Annotated in this window: 17 protein-coding genes and 1 pseudogene; 9 read left to right on the top strand and 9 right to left on the bottom strand. The window is 64.8% G+C overall.

Annotated features, from left to right (window positions below; translation table 11 throughout):
• Window positions 1-47: 47 nt before the first annotated feature.
• From ACP4XC_RS14055 to ACP4XC_RS14070, 4 genes are all read right to left on the bottom strand, one after another.
• A complete protein-coding gene (locus ACP4XC_RS14055; RefSeq protein ID WP_427170645.1) occupies window positions 48-788 on the bottom strand; it encodes an SDR family NAD(P)-dependent oxidoreductase in 741 nt (246 codons plus the stop codon).
• Window positions 789-1,697: a shikimate dehydrogenase gene (locus ACP4XC_RS14060; protein WP_427170647.1), complete on the bottom strand. Its 909-nt coding sequence runs from the start codon at window positions 1,695-1,697 to the stop codon at window positions 789-791.
• Window positions 1,694-3,109: an MFS transporter gene (locus ACP4XC_RS14065; protein WP_427170648.1), complete on the bottom strand. Its 1,416-nt coding sequence runs from the start codon at window positions 3,107-3,109 to the stop codon at window positions 1,694-1,696. Before ACP4XC_RS14065 ends, ACP4XC_RS14060 begins: the two co-directional genes overlap by 4 nt.
• Before the next feature lie 171 nt (window positions 3,110-3,280).
• Window positions 3,281-4,183, bottom strand: coding sequence for a LysR substrate-binding domain-containing protein (locus ACP4XC_RS14070; RefSeq protein WP_427170650.1), 903 nt, complete (start codon window positions 4,181-4,183; stop codon window positions 3,281-3,283).
• A 123-nt stretch (window positions 4,184-4,306) separates the two neighbouring features.
• Here ACP4XC_RS14070 and ACP4XC_RS14075 point away from each other — a divergent pair.
• Window positions 4,307-4,560 (top strand): annotated as a pseudogene (locus ACP4XC_RS14075) (recombinase family protein); the annotation flags it as partial.
• A 534-nt stretch (window positions 4,561-5,094) separates the two neighbouring features.
• On the opposite strand, the gene ACP4XC_RS14080 reads toward ACP4XC_RS14075, so the two are convergent.
• The 5 genes from ACP4XC_RS14080 to ACP4XC_RS14100 all read right to left on the bottom strand — a co-directional run bounded on the left by ACP4XC_RS14080 (window position 5,095) and on the right by ACP4XC_RS14100 (window position 10,042).
• Window positions 5,095-5,733, bottom strand: coding sequence for a bifunctional 4-hydroxy-2-oxoglutarate aldolase/2-dehydro-3-deoxy-phosphogluconate aldolase (locus ACP4XC_RS14080; protein ID WP_427170652.1), 639 nt, complete (start codon window positions 5,731-5,733; stop codon window positions 5,095-5,097).
• A gap of 53 nt (window positions 5,734-5,786) precedes the next feature.
• Window positions 5,787-6,752, bottom strand: coding sequence for a sugar kinase (locus ACP4XC_RS14085; RefSeq protein ID WP_427170654.1), 966 nt, complete (start codon window positions 6,750-6,752; stop codon window positions 5,787-5,789).
• Window positions 6,749-7,660 (bottom strand): carbohydrate ABC transporter permease, encoded by a 912-nt coding sequence (locus ACP4XC_RS14090; protein WP_427170656.1) that lies wholly within the window; start codon window positions 7,658-7,660, stop codon window positions 6,749-6,751. The genes ACP4XC_RS14085 and ACP4XC_RS14090 overlap by 4 nt, the downstream gene beginning before the upstream one ends.
• Window positions 7,661-7,662: 2 nt before the next feature.
• Window positions 7,663-8,667 (bottom strand): carbohydrate ABC transporter permease, encoded by a 1,005-nt coding sequence (locus tag ACP4XC_RS14095; RefSeq protein ID WP_427170659.1) that lies wholly within the window; start codon window positions 8,665-8,667, stop codon window positions 7,663-7,665.
• Between the two features lie 76 nt (window positions 8,668-8,743).
• Entirely contained in the window at window positions 8,744-10,042 is a 1,299-nt protein-coding gene (locus tag ACP4XC_RS14100; protein WP_427170661.1) for an ABC transporter substrate-binding protein, read from the bottom strand.
• 280 nt (window positions 10,043-10,322) lie between these two features.
• On the opposite strand from ACP4XC_RS14100, the gene ACP4XC_RS14105 reads away from it, so the two are divergent.
• Genes ACP4XC_RS14105 through ACP4XC_RS14140 form a run of 8 tightly spaced genes read left to right on the top strand, consistent with a single transcriptional unit; the run spans window position 10,323 to window position 21,536 of the window.
• Complete coding sequence (locus tag ACP4XC_RS14105) at window positions 10,323-11,333, top strand: LacI family DNA-binding transcriptional regulator (RefSeq protein WP_427170663.1); 1,011 nt, start codon at window positions 10,323-10,325, stop codon at window positions 11,331-11,333.
• A 9-nt stretch (window positions 11,334-11,342) separates the two neighbouring features.
• The gene (locus tag ACP4XC_RS14110; RefSeq protein WP_427170665.1) at window positions 11,343-12,353 is read left to right on the top strand and encodes a Gfo/Idh/MocA family protein; all 1,011 of its coding nucleotides are present in this window, start codon (window positions 11,343-11,345) and stop codon (window positions 12,351-12,353) included.
• Window positions 12,354-12,370: 17 nt separating this feature from the next.
• Window positions 12,371-14,005 (top strand): acyl CoA:acetate/3-ketoacid CoA transferase, encoded by a 1,635-nt coding sequence (locus ACP4XC_RS14115; protein ID WP_427170667.1) that lies wholly within the window; start codon window positions 12,371-12,373, stop codon window positions 14,003-14,005.
• A 33-nt stretch (window positions 14,006-14,038) separates the two neighbouring features.
• Window positions 14,039-16,306 (top strand): gluconate 2-dehydrogenase subunit 3 family protein, encoded by a 2,268-nt coding sequence (locus tag ACP4XC_RS14120; protein WP_427170669.1) that lies wholly within the window; start codon window positions 14,039-14,041, stop codon window positions 16,304-16,306.
• On the top strand, window positions 16,303-17,115 hold the full coding sequence (locus ACP4XC_RS14125) for an enoyl-CoA hydratase/isomerase family protein (RefSeq protein ID WP_427170672.1): 813 nt from the start codon (window positions 16,303-16,305) through the stop codon (window positions 17,113-17,115). The genes ACP4XC_RS14120 and ACP4XC_RS14125 overlap by 4 nt, the downstream gene beginning before the upstream one ends.
• A gap of 40 nt (window positions 17,116-17,155) precedes the next feature.
• Entirely contained in the window at window positions 17,156-18,673 is a 1,518-nt protein-coding gene (locus tag ACP4XC_RS14130) for an aldehyde dehydrogenase family protein (protein ID WP_427170674.1), read from the top strand.
• Window positions 18,674-18,699: 26 nt separating this feature from the next.
• Window positions 18,700-19,914 (top strand): glycoside hydrolase family 88 protein, encoded by a 1,215-nt coding sequence (locus ACP4XC_RS14135; protein ID WP_427170678.1) that lies wholly within the window; start codon window positions 18,700-18,702, stop codon window positions 19,912-19,914.
• Window positions 19,915-19,919: 5 nt separating this feature from the next.
• Entirely contained in the window at window positions 19,920-21,536 is a 1,617-nt protein-coding gene (locus ACP4XC_RS14140) for a GMC oxidoreductase (RefSeq protein ID WP_427170680.1), read from the top strand.
• Window positions 21,537-21,567: the final 31 nt, after the last annotated feature.

The following is a 21,567-nucleotide window of genomic DNA, read 5'->3' on the forward strand; positions in this document are numbered from 1 at the left end:
GTGCTGGTAGGAAATTGTGGTGCGGTTCGGCAGAGGCTGGTTCGGGGCTAGTAAGTTGCCCGGCCGCCGGACAGGTCGAAGACGGAGCCGGTGGTGTAGGAAGCCTCCGGCGAAACGATGAATTCGATGAGGGCGGCCGCTTCGGCGGGTGTCCCGAATCTGCCCATCGGGATCTTGGCGGCCTGGGCCTCCTGCTGCTCTTTCGGTACGTCAGCGAAGAGCGGGGTCACCACATTGCCCGGGGCGAGGGCGTTGACGGTCACGCCGGAGAGCGCGAACTCCTTGGCAAGTGACTTAACGAGGCCGAGAATCCCGGCCTTGCTGGCTGAGTAGGCGGGCATGTTGACCACGCCTTCCTTGCCCGCCGTCGATGAGATGTGGAGCAGCCGTCCATAGCCTGCCTTGGCCATCCGCGGCAGGACGGCCTGCGAAACAATGAAGGCGCCTGTCAGGTTGATCTTCATGATGCGTTCGAAGTCTTCGACCGAGGTGGCGGCTGCCGGGGCCACGGGTCCCAGGATGCCCGCGCAGTTCACGACCGCGTTGAGCCCTCCCATCTCCCGGGCCGCCGCCGAGACGGCGGCCGCAACGGATGCCGGGTCCGTGACGTCCATGGCGAGTGATGAGGTGCCTGGTTCGACGGGCCAGGTGGCCGAGGGCAGGTCCGCGCCTACCACCGTGGCGCCGGACGCCCTGAGGCGTGCCGCCGTCGCAAGCCCGATGCCGCTTGCCGCACCGATGACGAGGCAGCGGGACTCGGCGATGGTGCTCGGCGCCTGGGAATCCATCTAGCTGACCGCCTTTGGAAACGTGGCCAGCATGCGCTCGGCATCGGCGGGGATGCCGGTGAAGAGTTCGAAAGCGGCGGCTGCCTGCCCTACCACCATGCGTCCGCCGTCGAGGACGGCGCAGCCCTTGGTGCGTGCTGTCTTGATCAGCTGGGTGTCGAGCGGCCGGTATATCACGTCCGCTACCCACAGCCCGGAGTGGATCAGGTCGGGATCCACGGGCATACCGGGGTGGCCTGTCATACCGATCGGCGTTGCGTTCACAAACCCGTCGGCTTCCCGGAGGCTTGCGGCAACTGCATCCGTGCGGGTCACCGACAGCCGGCTGTCCGGAAAGTGCGGGGCCAGCCGTGCGGCCAGGGCCTCGGCTCGGGCCGGCTCGATGTCGGCGATGACCAGGTGCCGGGTTCCGGTGCTGAGTAGCCCGAAGGCCACCGCCGCACCGGCTCCACCCGCACCGATCTGCACCACGGAGTCAGTCGCGGCCGATAGGAGGCCGGCCTTGAGGCCGCTGATGAAACCGGTGTGGTCCGTGTTGTGCCCCACTGCCTTGCGGTCGTGAAAGGTGATGGTGTTGACGGCACCGAGGATCCGCGCTTCGGGTGAAAGCTCGTCCAGGCCATCCTGGACCAGTTGCTTGCTTGGGTGGGTGACGTTCAGTCCGTCGAATCCAAGATCGGCTGCCTGCCGCACCAGCGCGGCGGACCTTTCGGCCGGTTGTCCGATGGCGTCCAGATCGATGACGCGGTAGGTGTAGGCAAGGCCCAGCCTGTCGGCTTCCGCTTCGTGGAGGCCCGGGGTGAGGGATCCGCCGATACCGGAACCGAGCAAGCCCACCACGAACCGGTGGTTGATATCGGCTTCCTGCGGCCGGAACACCCGCGTCCCCGCCAGGGTTTGCTGGCTCATGCCCGTGCCTTATCGGCAACTGCACGGGAAGCGTCGTCGCCCATGCTGGACAGCCGTGCTGCGGGCTCCGGGGTAACGGACGACGGCGCGTGGTGACGTGGGTCGGATTTTTTCAGTCCAAGCAGGGCCGTCGGAGTCTTGAACGTCTCGGGTGCCAGCAGTGCTGCGATGGCGGAGATGGCGCAGGCCACGGCGGCGAATGTTGCGACAGGAACCCAGTTGGCTTTGTCGCCACCGATCAGCAGCTCGGAAATGACCGGTGCGAATCCTGCCAGCAGGAGTCCGAACATGAGGCTGATGGCCATACCGGAGTAGCGGACCTTGACCGGGAACTGCTCCGGGAAATAGGCGGGGTAGATGGAGTTCGATCCGGTGTACGCAACACCGATGAGCAGGATGCCGGTCACGAAGATTAGGGGCACGTTCGCGGCCGACAGAGCCGTGAAGAACACAAAGATCATGCCGATCTGCAGCACCAAGCCGGTGACGAAAACGGGTTTGCGGCCGATTCGGTCCGCGAGGATGCCGGCCAATGGACCCATGGCCACCGCGGCGAGGTTGGCGACGGCGATGACTGTCAGCATCAGGCCCTTTTCAACGCCAACGACGGACGTGGCGTAGGACAAGGCGAAGACGTTGATGATGGTGTTGATGATGGTAAACAGCGACATGGCGGTGACGCGGAGAACTGTGACCCAGTGGTGTCGGAACAGGGTGACGAGGGGAACCTTGACCACGTCGTCGTGCTCCTTGACCTCGGCGAATACCGGGGGCTCTTCCAGCAGGCGGCGGAGCACGAAGGCGATGATTGTCACCACGGCGCTGGCGAGGAACGGGATGCGCCAGCCCCAGGCAAGCAGCTGGTCCCCGGGCATGGACGCCACGGGAATGAACACCAGCGTGGAGAGCACGATCCCGAACATGATGCCGCTCATGGTCCAGCTGGTGTAGAAGGCGCGCTTCCTCTCAGGTGCGTGCTCGAGCGTGAGGGAACTTGACCCCGGAGATTCGCCGCCGGCGGAGAGGCCCTGCACAAGCCGGAGGGCCACAATGAGGATCGGCGCTGCCATTCCAATGTCGTTGTACGTGGGAAGGCATCCGATAAGGAAGGTCGAGCTCCCCATCAGCAGCAGCGTGAGGAGCAGGACCCGCTTCCGGCCGAATTTGTCGCCAAGGTGTCCGCAGATCACTGCGCCGAGCGGACGGGCAATGTAAGCGACGCCGACGGTTGCGAAGGAGAGCAGCGTCGCGGAAGGACCTGGAGCGAAGAACAGCTTGCCGAAAATCAGCGCCGCCGCCGAGCCGAAGATAAAGAAGTCGTAGTACTCAAGTGCGCTGCCCACGAACCCTGAAACTGCTGCGATCTTCGCATTGTTTTTGGGGCGTGCTGGCGCCGATGTCGACACTGACATGGTGTTCCCTTCAGGTAACGGGACCGATTCGGGGGCCCTTGGCGTGGGCCGCCGGCGAAACGGTTAGCCGCGCTATGCGGCTCCTCCATCCAGTGTGGCTGCGATCACTTAGTGTGTCCACGACTAAAATGATCTATCACTATGCTGCAATTCGACTATATGGGCCGGAAGTCACGTGGGGATCTCGGGAAAGATCTCTTCGACGACGGCGAGCACAGCCGCCAGCACGGCGGAGTCATTTTCCTCGGACCACGCGACGGCGTGATTCATGAAGTGCTGCGGGGGATCCAGGGCCACGTAAGTTGCCCCGGAGGGTATGATCCCGGCTATCCCGTTGCTCATGAGGGTGACCCCAACGCCGGCGGCCACGAAGGTCAGCACCATGTAGGGGTCTGATAACTCCTGGACAATGCGGGGGCGGAAGCCGGCCGCCATGCAGGATGCGAGCATCACTTCGGTCATGGACGACGAGCCGTCCAGTGGCGGGGAGATGAAGTCATCGCCCGCCAGAGCCTGCAAGGGGATGGATTTTTCCTGTGCAAGCGGATGATCCAGCGGCAGCACCGCACCGATTTCCTCGCTTGCGACCAGCCGTGTCATCACCGAGGGCACCGGGGTTTCGGGAAGACCCACGAAGGCAAGGTCCAGCGTGCCGTTAGCGACGCTGGCCAATCCGTCCGCCGTGCGCACACGGCTGGTCAGGACCATTTTAATGTCGGGGTGACGACGGCGCACGGCTCGGGTCAGCGGCGGGAGGGTCAGGTGGTTCACAGCACCGGAGAACCCGATTCGAATGTTGCCCCGGACGCCCTCGGTCTCTGCCTGTGCCGCCTCACGGGCCAGCCGCATCTCGCGCAGCACACGGTACGCCCGCGGAAGGAGGGCATACCCGGCCGGCGTGAGGGCGACGCTTCGGGTGTTGCGTTTAAAGAGGCGGGTCCCCAGATCCGCCTCAAGCTTCCGAATGGTCTGGCTCAGCGGGGACTGTGAAGTGTGAAGGCGCTGTGCAGCACGGCCGAAGTGTAGTTCTTCGGCCACCGCAACGAACGCTTCCAGCCAACGGATCTCTGTCATGTCTTCAGAATGTACCCTCTACCTGAACATCGAACCGACATTGGGGGCGGAGCACTCATGATCTGAATGAGAAGCGCCAGCCCCTGAACATCGAACCGACATTGGGGGCGGAGCACTCATGATCTGAATGAGAAGCGCCAGCTCGAAGGCCAGATTCTGGACCGGGTCTTCACGGACAAAGCCTCCGGCAGGGACACAGCCAGGCCCCAGCTGGCTGAATTGCTGCGGTTCACCCGGGACGGGGACACCGTGGTTGTGCACAGCATGGACCGGCTCGCCCGCAACCTCGATGACTTAGCGCTCCCGTCCAAGGGCGCAAAGGCGTGCGGGTTGAATTCGTCAAGGAGCAACTGGTCGTTATCGGCGAGGACTCCCCAAGGCCAACTTCCAGAGACGCGGGAATGTGGGCAGCAGTGAGTTCGGCGAGGATTCTTTCGGCACCGGGAAGCCCGGGTATGCCTCTTTCGAGCCTGGCCACCACTCGCTCGAGGAGTTCGTTGATGATCTCGTCTATGGAGAGTGCTACGCCACGTTTCCGGAGGATGGATGCTGTGACGGGCATAGCCTGTCACACGGTCGAGCGGGCGTCTTGGGTGTTCCATTCAATCCCATGCATGCGGGCGATTTCGCTCTGTGCGGCAAGCCAGTACGGCTCGGTATCGACAAGGGTGCCGCCCATATCCCAAAGGACTGCCTGGAGGTCACGGCCGCTTCCTCAGGGCATGGCAGAGTCCGTTTCGTTGAGAGCCCGGCGATTCGCGGCAGGGCTCAAGTTTTCCTGTGATGATATGCCTCTCTCGGCTCGAGGAGTTCACGTTGCCTGCCTTGTACGCGGGGGCGGACGGTCCTTGGCTCACCGGAACGTCCGCCTGATCGGATGCCGGGGAGGATGCGGATATGAAGCGCGTGGCTCAAGCCGGGTCGGACGTTCCCGGGAGTGAGGCCAGAAGATCGCGGACAGCGGCGGCCCCGTCATCGGAGGAGAAGTCTGAGCTCAGGCCCACGACGCTGACTCCGGCGGTCAGATATGTGCGTGCCGTTGCCGCTTTCATGCCTCCCGTGGCGACGAAGTGGACATCAGGGAAGGGTCCCTTCATGGCTTTGACCCACCCGGGCCCGAGAAGGGACGCAGGGAACGCCTTTAGCCAGGTGAGGCCGAAGGACTGGGCGCGGAGTATCTCGCTCGCGGTGGCCACGCCCGGGAGGTGGGGGATGCCGCGGCGGATGCTTTCGTGGATGATTCCTTCATCCAGGCCCGGGGATACGGTGAACGAGGCATTGGCTGCGGCCGCGGCGTCCAGTTGCTCGATTCGGATAATGGTTCCTGCACCGACAGCCACACCTCGTTCCGCCGCGGCGCTGGCCACGGCGGCAAGCGAGGTGACAGCCTCGGGTGATTCGATGGTGACTTCAACGTGCTGGACGCCGGCGTCCCAGGCCCGGGTGGCTGACCTGACAGCCTCTGCCGGGTTCAGGCCGCGCAGCACGGCAATGACGGGCACGCCGAAGAAGTCCTCGTCAAACCAGTCATTGAGCAATGTATGTGACACTGTGTTCTCTTTCGATGTCGTGCCGGCCCGGTGATGCCGGTGTGTTGGTGCTGTCATTTGAGGGCCGAATGCTGCTGAGCGGGTTGTTGATAACTGCGGGGCCTGGTTCCGTGGCCGGGGCGGAAGTCGGCACGGGTGCCCAAGGTCCATGCTGCAAACGAATGCCCCAGGGCAAGCCTGTCCGCAGGGTTGTCGCCACGCAGAAGCCCGGCCAGGTAGCCGGCGGCGAACGCATCGCCCGCGCCGACGGGTTCGACGACGTCGACGCGGTGGGCCGCCACGTGGCAGACGCTTTCTTCCAGGTTCCGTTCCCGAACGAATTCGACCGCCTCCTTTGCCGAGTCCTTGATGACCAGGTGCCCGGGGCCGGGCAGGAGGGCGGATACCTCTTCGGCGGTTGTGCAGCCCCATAATGATTCTGCTTCATCGCGCCCGACGAGAACGACTGATGCCATGTTCGCCAGCTTCAGCAGGCGGGGTCCGGCCACGTCCGCGTTCCATAAGGCGGGGCGGTAGTTGACGTCGAAGGAGACCTTGTAGCCGGTCGTCCGGGCTGCGGCGAGGAGATGCTCGGTGAGGGCTGAGCAGCTGTCCGAGAGGGCGGCGTTGATTCCGCTGGTGTGGATCCAGCCGGTCTGTTCCAGGGGCCATGCGCGGGAATCTTCGGGAGACATGCGGGAGGCCGCTGACCCTGCCCGGTAGTAGAGCGTCCGGGCTCCGTGGCCCAGATCGGGGTCTTTGAAGTACACGCCGGTGGGGGCCGTGTTGTCACGGAGCACCATGCTGACATCTACCCCCCGGGAGGACAGCCCTGCAAGGATGCGGTCCCCAAACGGGTCCGTGCCGAGGCGGCTGACCCAACCGGTACGGTAGCCGAATTCGGCCAGATGCGCGGCTACGTTGGACTCCGCTCCCCCGAAGCCGAGCAGGCATTCCTCGGCCTGGCTGAGAGACTCGGCTTTCGCGGGAGTGATCACCGCCATGGTCTCACCGACGCACAGTACGTCCAGGACGGTCATTTAACGGCTCCCGCCGTGAGGCCGCTGACGAAGAACCTGCCAAGGACGAGGTAGAGCAGGACTGTCGGGGCTGCGACGAGCACAGCGCCGGCCATCAGTTCGGAGTAGTTCACTGTTGTTGTTCCGATGAGGTTGTTCAGGCTCACCGTCGCCGGCCACGCGGCCGGGGAGGCCAAAATGAAGCCGAAGAGGAAGTCGTTCCAAATGTTGGTGCACTGGAAGATTCCCGCGACGACGAAGCCGGGAACGGACAGTGGGAGCATGACGCGGAGATAGGTCTTCCAGATCCCGGCACCGTCAATGGATGCTGCCTCGACGATGGCGTTGGGAATGCCCTCATAGTAGTTGCGGAATATCAGCGTCGTGATCGGAATGCCATAGATAATATGCACCACGATAAGGCCGGCGATGCTGCCCTGGAGGTGGAGCATGTTCAGGAACTGGAACACGGGAATGATGACGGCCTGGAACGGGATGAACATGCCCACCAGCAGCACCGTGAAGAGAGCGTTAGAGCCTTTGAACGGGAACTTGGAGAGGATGTAGCCGTTGATCGAGCCCAAAAGACAGGAGATGGCTGCGGCAGGGATCGTGATCTGGAGAGAATTCAGCAGGGATCCATGGAGCTTTGTCCAGGCCCCTTTGAACGCGTCCAGGCTTGGTGCGTCGGGGAAGGCGAGGAAGAAGCTCGGCGCGCCAGTGCTTCCCGACAGTGCGGTGGAGATGATGACATACACCGGCACGAACATACCGAGGGTGGCGATAACGCAGACGCCGAGGACAGTCCAGCCGCCGGGGGTCTTGGGGAGTCTCCACGAACGGGGCTTGCGGGCAACCGGGGCTGGACGCCTCTGTGCTGACCTGGCGGGACGGGACGGTGTCGGTTGTTCGAGGATTTCGACGGCCATTTCTATGCCTTTCGCTCTTTGCGGTATCCGCGTACGAGGTAGGGAATGATCACCACGAGCGTTAGCAGGAGCAGGATGATCGCCATTGCCGAGGCTTTGTCGTAACGGCTGGTGAGGTAGTTATAGATGTAAATACCGGGTACGTCCGTGACGAATCCGGGGCCCGAGCCCGACATGGCAATGACAAGGTCGAAGATCTTCAACGCCACGTGAAGCAGGAGCACGAAACAGGTGATCGTGGAGGGCCACAGCTGGGGCATCACGATGAACCGAAGCCGCTGCCAGAGGTTTGCGCCGTCCACGTTTGCGGCTTCGAGGTGTTCTTCGGGGATGGAGGCCAGTCCTGCCAGGTACATGGCCATGGCGAAGCCCACGAGCTGCCAGGCAGCGGCGAAGATAATGGGCAGCAGGGCCACCGGGACCCCGAACTGGACTTTCAGGAAGTCGGTCCCGGAAGGGTTGTTCAAGGCTCCCAGGATCGTGGGGTCGGTTGTCCAGCCCGGCGGGTTCTGGATGCCGATACTGCGTAGGATCTCGTTGACCCCGGTGGAGGGAGCGAAGATCCAGCGCCAGGCGACACCGGTGACGATGAAGGACAGGGCATAGGGCAGAAGGAAGACCGTCCTGAACAGCCCCTTGCCAACGGCGACGTGGTGAATGAACAGGGCTGAGACGAGGCCGCCGAGAATGGCCAGGAGCAGGAAGACGATCGTGAAGATCACGACGTTACGGATGTCGGCCTGGAACCGCTGTTCCTGGACGATCTCGCCGTAAGTGCCCCCCAGAGGCTGGCGTACTGCCAGATCCGGGCTCGTTCCAATCTTCCAGTTCGAAAGGGAAATGTAGGCCGTGATGCCGATAAAGACGTACACGAAGACGAAGCTTACGAGCAGGCTGGGAGCGAAAATCCAGGCGGCGCGACGGGACGTCTTGAGGGTGTGGGGTACTTGTTTCCTGGACCGGGGAGTGGGGCTTGCCGGTGCTGGGGGTGCTGTTGAGGTTGTCATGTGAGAAGCGATCCTGTCCGGGGGTGTGGCTGCACGGAAGTCCAGCCACACCCTGGCGACTGTGTTGGTTGACCGGCTACTTCAGCTGGCTCTTCTGCGCCTGCGTCATGCTGGCGGTGAAGGCAGCCACGTTGCCGCTGCCGTTGAAGGTGGAGACGGCGTCAGCATAGGTCTGGGCGAACTCGGCGGGCGAAGCCTGTGCCTGGGCGAGGGAGGAGACCACTGCCGCTGACTTGAAGCTCTTGGCAGCGGACTGCTGATACGGGGACAGGCTGGAGATGTCGGCGGTGCTCAGAGCAGGGATGGATCCCTTCTTTGCCGCGAACGCTGTTTGGATCTTTGGATCCATCAGGGTCTTCAGCCACGCCTTGGCCGCATCAGCGTGAGGGATGTTGTTGGCCGGAATGGAGAAACCGTCACCGACGTAGTCAAAGATGTCATCCTTGCCGGGGAAGGCCACCCACGTGAAGTCCGTGCCCGGCTTCTTGCCGGCGTTGATCAGTTCACCGTAGGCCCAGTCCCCCATGAGATTGACGGCGCAGGCACCGCCGGCCATGTTCTTCGCGGCTTCGTCCCAGGTGATCGCCGAATGGTCCTTGTTGGCCAGGGAGAGGATCGTCTTGTAGTCCTCCAGCGCCTGCTTCACTTCCGGGGCGTCAAAGGAGTACTCGTTGGTGAAGAGTTTCTTCCAGTTATCCGCGCCCGTCCTGGACATAATGAGGGACTCCAGGAGCTCCGAGGAAGCGAAGATGTCCTTGTCCCCCAGGCACACGGGCGTTGCACCGCTGGCCTTGACCTGCTTCAGGGAAGCGATCAGCCCGTCGACGCCAGCTGCGGGATCGATAGTGACGTTGGCCTTGGCGAGCACGGAGGGGTTGGTCCACAGGACGTTGCCCCGGTGGACTCCGATCGGAACCGTGTAGTACTTGCCGTTGACCTGCTGCGCTTCGGCGACGTCCTTGGGCATCTGGGAAGCCCAGTTACCCTCGGTCCACAGCGCGGTCAGATCGGCGGCCTGGCCCCCGTCGACGTAGCTCTTGAGCTGCCCGGCCGGGTGCACCTGCCACGTGTCAGGGGGGCTGCCGGCCTGGAGGCGCGCTGCCAGCGCCTGCCTGGCATTGGATCCTCCGCCGCCGGACACGGCGGCATTGTCGACAGAGAGCCCGGGCGAGGCCTTCTTCACCCCGTCAATCAGCACGTTCAGGGCGTCCGCCTCCGAACCGGAAGTCCACCACGACGTGATTTCAAGTTTATTGTTTCCCCCGCCGCCACCGGAGCTCCCGGCGGGCTCGTTGGCGGAACACCCGGTTACTGCAATGAGGCTGGCGGTCGCTGCCACGGCCAGCGAAATCCTGAGTTTGTTTGGTGCACGCATGACTACTCTCCTTTGGGTTGTCAGACGCCGGATAAGGCCCGGCTGGAGCCTGCGTTGTGGTTCAGATTACATACGTAAGTAGATCGATGCAATACTTTTTACGAGACCAGTTGTGAAATCGCCCCTGAATAGACATCGACCTGGCTAGTCACTAGCGAAACCCCTGAAATCAGCCGAAAACCAGCGGTAGATTTTTGCTAGATCGCTCTACCAATTGAAGTATTATCGTGATAGAAATATTTAACACACCACGAAGGGAGGTGCAGGAGCGATGCAAAGAGTGACCCTTGATGACGTTAGCCGGGCAGCGGGAGTATCACGATCCACCGCTTCGCTGGTCCTGCGGGGCAGCCCTCGGATTCCAGAGGCGACTTCGGACCGCGTCCGGTTGGCGATGGCAGAACTGGGCTACGTCTATAACCGCCATGCGGCGAACATGCGGCGCAGCGAGTCGATGATCCTCGGACTGCTCGTGACCGACATCCGAAACCCGTACTTTGCCGGGCTGACCATGACCATTGAGGAGGCCGCCCACGAAGCCGGCTACACCCTGCTCGTGGGCTACAGCCGGGATGATGTGGAGCGGCAGGCCCTGCAGCTCGAGACGATGGTGCAGCAGCAGGTCGATGGCATTTTCCTGCTGCCGGCCGAGGGAACGGAACTGACCCCGGTCTGCGGCATCATCGACCGTTCCTCCGTTCCGGTCCTGCAGCTGGCCCGGTACTTCTCTAAAGAAATGGATTACGTCGGTCCGGACAACATCGCCGCCGGCCAACAACTGGCCCGGCACGTATCTTCCCTGGGCGCCGCATCGGCGGTGCTGATTGGCGGCCCTGAACACTCGTCGGCCCGGACTGAACGCATCAAGGGCCTGGAAACCGGGTTCGCGGAAAGCAGCGTGGCTTTCGATGCCTCCCGGTCCGCGCCGACCACGAACAACGCCGACGGCGGATCAGAGGGCGTGGCCCGGGTCCTTGACCAGGGCATCTGGCCGGACTGCATCATCGCCTACAGCGACGCCGTCGCCCTGGGAATCTACGCCGAACTGCGCCGGCGGAACCTGGAGCCCGGCCGGGATGTCTCCGTGGCGAGCTTTGACGACATCGCGATGGCCGAACTGCTCCTGCCGCCGCTGACCTCGGTGTCCACGTACCCCGAACTTATCGGACGCAAGGCAGCAGAGCTGCTGCTGAACCGTATCCGGGACCCGGCGCTGGAACCCCAGCGCTTCCTCATCGACCCGGCTTTGAAAGTCAGAGCCTCCACCGCACAGTGGCGACCGCGAACCTAGGAGAACATAATGCCAGCATTGAAATGGGGCCTGATTGGCGCCAGCGACATCGCTGCCACCCGGGTCATTGCAGCCATCCGGGCCAGCGGCGGGGAAACCATCGGCGTCTTCAGCGGATCGGCAGACCGTGCCGCGGACTTCGCCGCGGGTAACGGACTGCCGGACTACACCACGGACCTGGACGCGTTGCTGGACTGGGAGATCGACGCCGTCTACATCTCCTCCACGAACGCCTTGCACTTTGAGCAGGCAATCAGGGCGCTGAAGGCCGGCAAGCACGTCCTGTGCGAGAAGCCTCTGGCTCTGGAGGCCGTCCAGGCTGAAGCCATGGTGGAGCTGGCCGAGGCCCTGGGTCTCGTGCTGGCCGCAAACCACCACCTGCCAGGAAGCCCTCTGCACGCCAAAGTCCGCGAACTCGTCTCGGCCGGAACCATCGGCACCGTCCTGTCCGCCAAAATCGCCCACGCCGTGCTCCTTCCCGAGAGGCTGCGCGGATGGCGGCTCGGCCTGGGCACACCCGGGAGCGGCGTGATCCTGGACATCACCTGCCACGACGCGTCGGTCCTGAACCCCCTGCTGGGCACACCGGTTGCCGCCACCGCCATGGCCGTCCGGCAGGCGGCTTGGAACACCGGAGGCCAGGAAGATGCCGCCATGACCGTCATCCAGTATCAGGGGGATGCAGGACCACCGGTTCTGGCCCAGACCCATGATTCGTTCACGGTTGGGTTCGCGCAGACCTCCCTGGAAGTCCACGGTACGGAAGGCACCATTCAGGTCACCGATGCCATGACGCAGGACACCGCGGGCCAGGTCATCTTGATCACGGCGTCGGGCACCCGTGCGGTCGACGTCGACTGCTCCCAAGACCTCTACGTCATCGGTCTGAGGGCCTTCACTGCCGCCGTCAAAGGGACCGGGGTCCCCACGGCCACGGGCCGGGACGGCCTGATGGCCCTCAAAGTCGCCCTGGCAGCCCAGGAATCCGCGGTCTCCGGACGCACCGTCCACATCAACTAAAACCCAGAAAGAACGCCATGCAGAAGGTACAGATCCTCTCCGCCCGCGAAGCCGCGGACCTCATCAACGACGAGGACGTCATCACCGTCAGTTCCTCCAGCGCACTGGGTTGCCCGGACAGCGTCCTGGCCGGAATCGGTCAACGGTTCGAGGAAACCTCCCACCCGTCCAACCTGACTTCCCTGCACCCGATCGCCGCCGGCGACATGTACGGGGTCAAGGGCATCGACCACATCGCCCGGCCGGGACTCCTGCGCAAGGTGATCGCCGGGTCCTACCCCTCTGGCCCCTCCAGCGCCGAGCCGCCCCGGATCTGGCAGATGATCGAACGTGAGGAAGTGGAGGCCTACAACTTTCCCTCGGGGGTCATCTACCAGATGCACCGCACCGCCGCGGCAAAACAGCCCGGTGTCCTCACCCAAGTCGGTCTGGACACCTTCATCGACCCCCGACTTCAGGGCGGACGGATGAACAACACCACCCCCGCCGCACACGTCGAGACCGCCACCCTGGCCGGAAAAGAATGGCTGTTTTTCCCCTCGGTCGTTCCCAATGTGGCGGTCATCCGCGCCACCACCGCGGATGAATACGGAAACCTGACCTTCGAAGACGAAGGATCCCCGCTCGGTGCCCTCGACCTGGCCTACGCGGCGCACAATAACGGCGGCGTCGTCATCGCCCAGGTCAAGCGCCTGGCCGAAGCCGGGAGCCTGCACCCGCAGCACGTGAAGGTCCCCGGCATCCTCGTCAACGCCATCGTGATCGCCGAAGACCAGCTGCAGACCACCCTGACCCCCAACGACCCGGCGATCTCCGGGCAGCTGCGAAAGCCCCTGAGCTCCCTTCCCCACGTCGGTTTCTCACTCGAGAAAATCACCGCCCGCCGCGCCGCCCAGGAACTCAACGCCGGAGAAATCGTCAACCTTGGCTTCGGCGTTTCCGCCCTCGTCCCGCACATCCTGGTCGAGGAAGGCCAGGGCCGGGAAGTCAGCTGGGTCATCGAACAGGGCGCCGTCGGCGGCATCCCGCTGCTGGACTTCGCCTTCGGCTGCTCCCAGAACCCGGACGCGATCATGCCCAGCATTGACCAGTTCACCCTCCTGCAGGGCGGAGGCTTCCACCGCTCCCTGCTCTCCTTCCTGGAGATCGACAGGCACGGGAACGTCAACGTCCACCACCTGCCCAAGAAGCGGCACGTCACCGCAGGTGTCGGCGGCTTCGCGGACATCACCTCCTCGGCACCGGAGATCATCTTTATGGGCGCCTTTACCGCCGGGCGCCGGGACATCGCCGCCGGGGAAACCGGCCTGAACATCCGCTCTGACGGGCCCTTCACCAAACTCGTTAACGACGTCTCGGCCGTCACCTTCTCCGGACCCCGGGCCCTCGCCAACGGCCAGAAGGTCAAATACATCACCGAACGCGCGGTCCTGGAACTGACCCCTGAGGGCCTCGTCGTCACCGAAATTGCCCCCGGCATCGACTTGCAAAAAGACGTCCTGGACCGGTGTGAATTCCCGCTGATCGTCGCCGATGACCTCCGCACCATGGACCTCGCCCTGTTCGCCGACGCGCCCGTCGGCCTCCACCTTCCGACGCTGCCGCTGCACGAGCGGATCCAACAGCGCACCCGTACATTGGCCGCGCACTGACGCCCTGCCGAAACGCCTGAAAGGAACCCCGACATGAGAAGCCACCGCATCCTGACGCCCTACGAAACCGACCTCGCCGACGCCTTGTTCGATGCGATGTTCCCCACGGACGCTGACAGTCCCGACGTCCGCGACGCCGGGGTCACCGCATACCTGGACCTGACGCTGGAAGGCTATGGGCGCAGGGATCTCCCCCGCTACCAGTGGCTTTTCGGCGCGCTGGACCGCTACGCGCAAGACAAACACGGCAGAAACTTCGCCGCACTGACCCTGGACGAACGCACGGATGCGCTGGTTCTGCTCGAGCAGGGCGAACTGACCGACCAGCTGCCCGCGAAGGAGCAGCGCGATCTCTTCGGACTGGTCATCGCCCACCTGCAGGAAGGTCTCTTCGCCGACCCGGCCCACGGCGGGAACAAGGAGGCCGTCGGCTGGAAGTTCCTCAAGCATCCCGGTGTCTGGCTGGAGAACTCAGCCGAGGAAAACCTGAGCACCACACACGTGACCAAGGCCGGGGTCATCAAGACCCTCGCCGACGCGATGCAGGAAATCCCCCGCGACACCGAAGGGCACCGGCTCAAGCAGCTCGGCTACGAAAACGCCGTCAACCCCCTGATGACCGAAGAAGTGGACGTCCTGCTCGTCGGCGTGGGCGCCATGGGCGGGCTGAGCGCCCAGGTCTTCGCCGAGGCCGGCCTGAGCGTCGTCGGCCTGGAAGCGGGCCCCTTCCGTCCACTCGATGAATTCCTCCCGGACGAACTCGAACACGCCTACTACACCCGCGGCGGACTAGGACCCAAGTTCCAACAGGAAACCCCACGCTGGCGCGAAACCGCCGACGAGGAGGACAGCCGGGAGGCAACGTTCTCCCTGGGCCGCATGGTCAACGGCGTTGGGGGTTCCGCAGGACACTACGGGTCCTGGCTGCGCCGCTTCCACCCCTGGCAGTTCGCCCCCAAGAGCCACTACGACGCCCTGTACGGACCCGGGGCCCTACCCGAGGACTGCACCCTGGCTGACTGGCCCGTCACCTACGAGGACCTGGAACCCTTCTACACCAAGCTTGAACACCTGATCGGCATCGCCGGCGACGAGTCCAACCCGTTCGTCAAGCGCAGCAGGCCCCTCCCGCTGCCGCCAACCCGCCCGTTCATCCTGGGCAACAAGTTCACCGAGACGGCCAAGGCTGCCGGGCTTCACCCACACCCCGTGCCCGTCGGATTCACCACCGAATCCTACGGCGGACGCCCGGCCACCGGATACAGCGCCTGGAACAACGGCCTGGGCTCCTTCCGCGGAGACCGCTGGCACCCCGGCCTGGGCCCCGTACCTGCCGCTATTGAAACCGGGAACTTTGAACTGCGCACCCACTCCCGCGTCACCCGCATCATCATGGATGACTCCGGGGCCGCCCGCGGCGTCGAATGGGTCGATCCCCTCGGGCGCGTCCGCCGCCAGTACGCCCGCGCCGTCATCCTCTCGGCCTACACCTACGAGAACCTGCGCCTGATGTACCTCTCCGCGGACTCCCGGCACGAGAACGGCCTCGGCAACAACACCGGCCAACTGGGCTTGCACTACATGACCAAGATGTTCGGCCACGTCGACGCCCTCTTCCCAGGCACCGAATTCAACCGCCACACCGGCCCGGCCGCGCAAGGCGTCGTCCTGGACGACTTCCTCTCCCCCGGGTTCCGGTCCCTGGACCACGGCTTCATCGGCGGCGCCACCCTCGGCGCCGAACAGCAGGCCCTGCCGCTGCAGATCGCCCGCGAAACCCTCCCCGGGAACGTCCGCCGCTGGGGCGCCGACTACCGCGACCACCTGAAGCTCTGGTCCCAGCAGGGCGTCATCCGGATCCAGCCCGACGCGCTGCCCTACGCCTCGCACCGCCTGGAGATCGACCCCCGGCACCGCGACTCCTCCGGACTGGGCATGCCGCTGGTCCGGGTGACCTACAGGCTCCGGGACAACGAGCGGCGCCTGGCTTCGTGGATGGCGGACAAAGCAACAGGATTGCTCCAGGACATGGGTGCCACCAAAACCTGGCAGGGGCCGTACTTCACCGGCGTCGGCTCCAGCCACGACCTCGGGGGCGCCAGGTTCGGCCACGATCCCGACGCCACGGTGCTGGATGAACACCTCGCCGTCCACGACACCCCCAACCTCTACATGTACTCCGGCGCCGCGTTCCCCAGCTGCCCCGGCATCAACCCCACCCTGACCATCTGGGCCATCGTCATGCGCGCCGCCGAACACCTCGCCAGCGAGCTCGGCGGCCAGCGAAAGGACCAGCCATGAGCACCGAAACGACACCCGTAACCACGGAAGCCACCGGACAGGTCACTGTCAGCTACTCCGCCGACGGCCACACCGCGACCATCCTGGTTGACAGGCCGGCCAAGCTAAACGCCCTGACCCTTGGACTCCTTGAAGACCTTGCCACCGCGGCCCGGGACGTTGCCGCCTCGACGGCCCGGCTGGTCATCGTCCGCACCGGCGGTGAAAAGGTCTTCTGCGTCGGAGCCGATATCAACCATTTCGCCGACCTCTCCGCGGCAGGGATGTGGCGCGACTGGATCGCCACGGGCCACCGGGCCTTCGATGCCCTCGCCGGTCTGCGCCAGCCCAGCATCGCCGTCGTCGACGGGCTCGCTTTCGGCGGCGGGCTGGAACTCGCCCTGGCCTGTGACTTCCGCGTCATCGCCGCCGAAGCGCGCATTGCCCTGCCCGAAACGGGCCTCGGGACGGTCCCGGGATGGGGCGGGACCGAACGCGCCACCGAACTCGTCGGCAGGGCCCGGGCCAAGGAACTCGTCCTGACCCGCCGGCAACTCTCCGGCGAGGAAGCCCTCGCCTGGGGACTGGTCACCGCCGTCGCCCCCAAGGACGAGCTGGAGGGTGCGGTGGTACGGCTCAGCGCCGACCTGCTCGACGGAGCGCCGCTGGCGGTCCAGCTGGGCAAGCAACTCATCGACGCCGCCGCCGACGGCGCCCCATCGCGCGTGCTCGAAGCCCTTGCCGGCGGCCTCGCCGCCGCCACCGATGACCTTGCCGAGGGCGTCGCCGCCTTCCGGGAAAAACGCACCCCGCACTTCACGGACAACTAACGCCGCCCGCCGACCCACACACTTTCTAAGGACACACGAGATGGAAAACAAGAGCTACACGCTCGACGACGTCGAGCCCACCTACCGCCCGATGATCATCGACGGCGAGGACACCCAGGCCCGGAGCGGACAGTCGTTCACCCGGCTGAGTCCGGCCCACGAAATCGAGGTCAGCTCCTATCCGCAGGGCTCGCAGGAAGACGTCGACCGCGCCGTCACCGCCGCCCGGCACGCCCTGGACCGCGGCTGGCGCCAGTCCACCGGATCCGAACGTTCCAAGCTGCTCCTGAAAGTCGCCGACCTCGTCCGCCGCGACGCCGAAGCACTGGCACTGGCCGAAACCCTCGAAACCGGCAAACCCATCACCCAGTCACGCAACGAAGTCGCCGGCACCGCCGAGCTGTGGGAATACGCGGCCAGCCTGGCCCGCCACACCCAGGGGGACGCCCACAACGCCCTCGGACGCGACACCCTGGCCATGGTCGTCCACGAACCCATCGGCGTCGTGGGCATGATCACGCCCTGGAACTTCCCGCTGCTGATCATCAGCCAGAAACTGCCCTTCGCCCTGGCCGCCGGCAACACCGCCGTCATCAAACCCAGCGAAAGCACCTCCGCCACCACAGTGATGCTGGGCCAGCTCATCCGCGAAGCCGGCTTCCCCGCCGGCGTCGTCAATATTGTCACCGGCGACCGGGTCGTCGGCGCGGCCATCGCCGAGCACCCGGGCATCGACATGATCAGCTTCACCGGCTCCACCGGTGTGGGCAAGGGCATCGCCTCCGCCGCGGGACGGGACCTGAAGAAGGTCGAACTCGAGCTCGGCGGGAAAAACCCCCAGATCATCACCGCCAACGCCGACTTCACCGCCGCCGTCGACGCCGGCGTCTTCGGCGGGTACTTCAACGTCGGCCAATGCTGCAACTCCGGCAGCCGCCTCATCGTGCACCGCTCCATCGCCGACGAATTCGCCTCCGCCGTCGTCGAACGCGCCAAGCACATGCGCGTCGGTGACCCGCTCAAGGCCGACACCCTCGTTGGCTCCCTTGTCAACGACGCCCAGCTCGCCGTCGTCGAACGCTACGTCGCCGAAGGCCGGCATGCCGGGGCCCACCTGCTCACCGGTGGCGACCGGCTCGATACCGGCCTCAACGGCCGGTTCTACCAGCCCACCGTCTTCACCGACGTCACCACACAGATGTCCATCGCCACCGACGAAATCTTCGGCCCCGTTCTCTCCGTGCTGCCCTACGACACCCTCGAGGAAGCCATCGGCATCGCGAACTCCACCTCCTTCGGCCTCTCCGCCGGGATCTGGAGCAACGACATCAACGAAGCGCTCACCGCCGCGCGCGACCTGAGGGCCGGCACCGTGTGGGTCAACCGCTGGATGGACGGCTACCCCGAAGTGCCGTTCGGTGGCTACGGACACAGCGGCATCGGCCGCGAACTCGGCCGCCAGGCCCTGGCAGAGTTCAGCGAACTCAAGACCATTCAGCTCCAGGTCGGCGTCCGGGAAAACCGCTGGGTCGACGCCCCCGACGCCCCCCGCCGCTAAGACCCGATACCCCTGAAGGAACGCACATGACTGCCACCGCAACCTCCGCCCCGGCACACGCGCCCGCCGTGCTGCCCACGATGCTGCCGCTCACGCTGCCGACAGGCTACGAAGTCCCCGCAGCGTTCACCGAGGCCGCCTCCAAGGTATGGAAAACCGCCTCAGCGAAACTGAACGGACTTATCACCAGACACCCGGACCGGTTCCCGCTCTATACAGAGGAAGGCAAATGGGTGGTCGACGGCGAAGCCTGGACCAACTGGTGCGAAGGCTTCCTTGGGGGTCAGCTCTGGATGCTTTCCCGCCGGGCCGACGAGGCCGACCGCTCCGCCTTCCGCAGCGCGGCCGAGCACTACTCCGAGCTCATCGAAGAACGGAAGACCGACGACACTGTCCACGACCTGGGCTTCCTGTTCTGGTCCACCTACCGGCGCTGGTTCGAGGCCACCGGCGACACCACCAAGCGCGACGTTGTTGTGGAGGCCGGACGCACCACGGCAAGCCGTTACCGGGAAGCCGGCCGGTATATGCCCAGCTTCCGCCAGCCCGACAGCCTGTTCATCGACATTATGATGAACATCCACATGGCCCTCTACGCCGCCCAGCAGACCGGGGAGCAGGCCATGGCCCGCAAGGCCGTGGACCACTGCCTGACCACCCGCCGATTCCTCATGCGCGGCGACGGCTCCGCCTCCCACGAAGGCATGTTCGACCTGGAAACCGGCGCCTTCCTGAAGCAGACCACCCAGCAGGGCTTCTCCGACGACGGCTCCTGGGCGCGCGGACAGGCCTGGGCCCTCTACGGCTTCGGCACCGTCTACCGCTTCACCGGCGACCGCCGCTTCCTCGAAACAGCCATCGCCGCCGCCGACTTCTATCTCGAAAAGACCGGCGACCGCCTCGTTCCCCCCAACGACTGGGAAGAACCCAAGCCCGTCCGGCCCTACGAAACATCCGCCGCGGCCGCCGCCGCCGGCGGCTTCTGGCAGCTCGCCGGCCTCGTCCAGGACCGCACCAAGGCCCAGGTCTACGCGGACTACGCAGTGAACATCCTGCGCCGCCTCACCGAGGACGACTTCCTCGCCGGGCCGGACGAAGAATGGGAAGGCGTGCTCAAGCACGGGAGCTACCACGAAGCTAGAGACCTCGGCGTCGACGAATCAGTGATGTGGGGCGACTACTGGTTCCTGGACACTGTGGACCAGATCCAGCAGTTCACCGAAGCCCAGCGGGGCCGGTGACCTCCATGTCCTGGGAAACCATCGACGACGCGCCTCTGCCGGGCGCCCCGGTAGAGGCCCCGGTCCCGGACGAGGTGATCCGGACCGACATCGCCATCATCGGATCAGGCATGGGCGGCGGCACCATGGCGTGCGCACTCAAGGACTCCGCTGCCAAGGTCCTGATCATTGAACGGGGCCACCGGCTCCCGGCGGAACCACAAAATTCCGACCTCGACGAGGTCTACCTCAAGGGCCGGTACAAGAACGCCGACACCTGGATCAACGGCCGCGGCGGTGCATCCTTCAAACCCGGCGTTTATTACTGGGTGGGAGGAAACACCAAAGTCTACGGCGCCTGCCTGCCGCGCTTCCGCGCAAGCGACTTCGCGGAAACACAGCATGCAGACGGGATCTCCCCAGCGTGGCCCTTCAGCTACGAGGACCTCGAACCGTACTACACGCGCGCCGAGCGGCTCTACCAGGTTCACGGGCAGATCGGAGACGACCCCACCGAGCCATTCCACTCCGAGGCCTACCCGTACCCGGCCCTGGACCACGAACCGGCCATCCAGGCCCTTGCCGACTCGTTGCAGCGCCAAGGGCTGCACCCGTTCCGGATGGCCAACGGACTCGATGCGGACACCCCCGAAAAGCGCGCGCTGTGCGCGACCAGTGACGGCGCCCCGAACGAAGCCGGGCTGAAGTCCGACGCAGAAAAGATCGCCATCAACCCGGCGCTTGCGGCTGGGGCAGAACTCATGACGGACGCCAACGTCTTCCGCCTCATCCCCGGACCTGACGGCCGGACCGTCGTCGCTGCTCTGGCCCAACGGAACGGCCAGGTCATCCGTATCGAAGCCGACAAGTTCATCCTCGCCGCCGGCGCCGTGAATTCGGCAGCGCTCCTGCTGAGCTCGGCCACGCCGGGATCTCCACGAGGGCTGGCCAACTCCTCTGGGCTCGTGGGCCGGAACTACATGGTGCACAACAGCACCTTCTTCATCGGCATCTACCCATTCAAAGTCAACAGAACCCTGTGGCAGAAAACCCTGGGACTGAACGACTGGTACGAAGCCGGACCCACCAACAAATACCCGCTGGGAAACCTGCAGATGCTCGGAAAGCTGCGCGCCAGCATGCTCAAGATGGCCAGGCCCTGGGCGCCAACCTGGCTGCTGAAGACCATCTCGGACCGCAGCATCGACATCTACCTCACCACCGAGGACCTGCCCCGGCGAAGCAACGGCATCAGCGTCGTCAACGGCCAAATCCACGTCTGGTGGGAGCCGAACAACCTCCGCCCCCACAAAGAACTGGTCCGCCGGATCAGCCGGGCCGTCCGGAAAGCCGGATACCCGGTGATCATCACGGAACGGATGGGCATCGAAACGAACTCTCATCAGTGCGGAACAGCCGTGGCGGGCCACGATCCCGAAACGAGCGTCCTCAACCCGGAGTGCCGCGCCCACGACCTGGACAACCTCTGGCTCGTCGACAGCTCCTTCTTCCCGTCCTCGGCAGCCCTGAATCCCGCCCTCACCATCGCAGCCAACGCCCTCCGGGTTGCGGATTTCATCCTCGCCAAAGACCAGGCATCAGCAAGCAGACGCCCGACCCCCGCGAGCACACATGACGATTAGAAAAGCGCCCAGGAACCATGACCGCGGCACA

Origin of the sequence: Arthrobacter sp. 92 (genome assembly GCF_050260325.1) — a bacterium.
GTDB lineage: Bacteria > Actinomycetota > Actinomycetes > Actinomycetales > Micrococcaceae > Arthrobacter.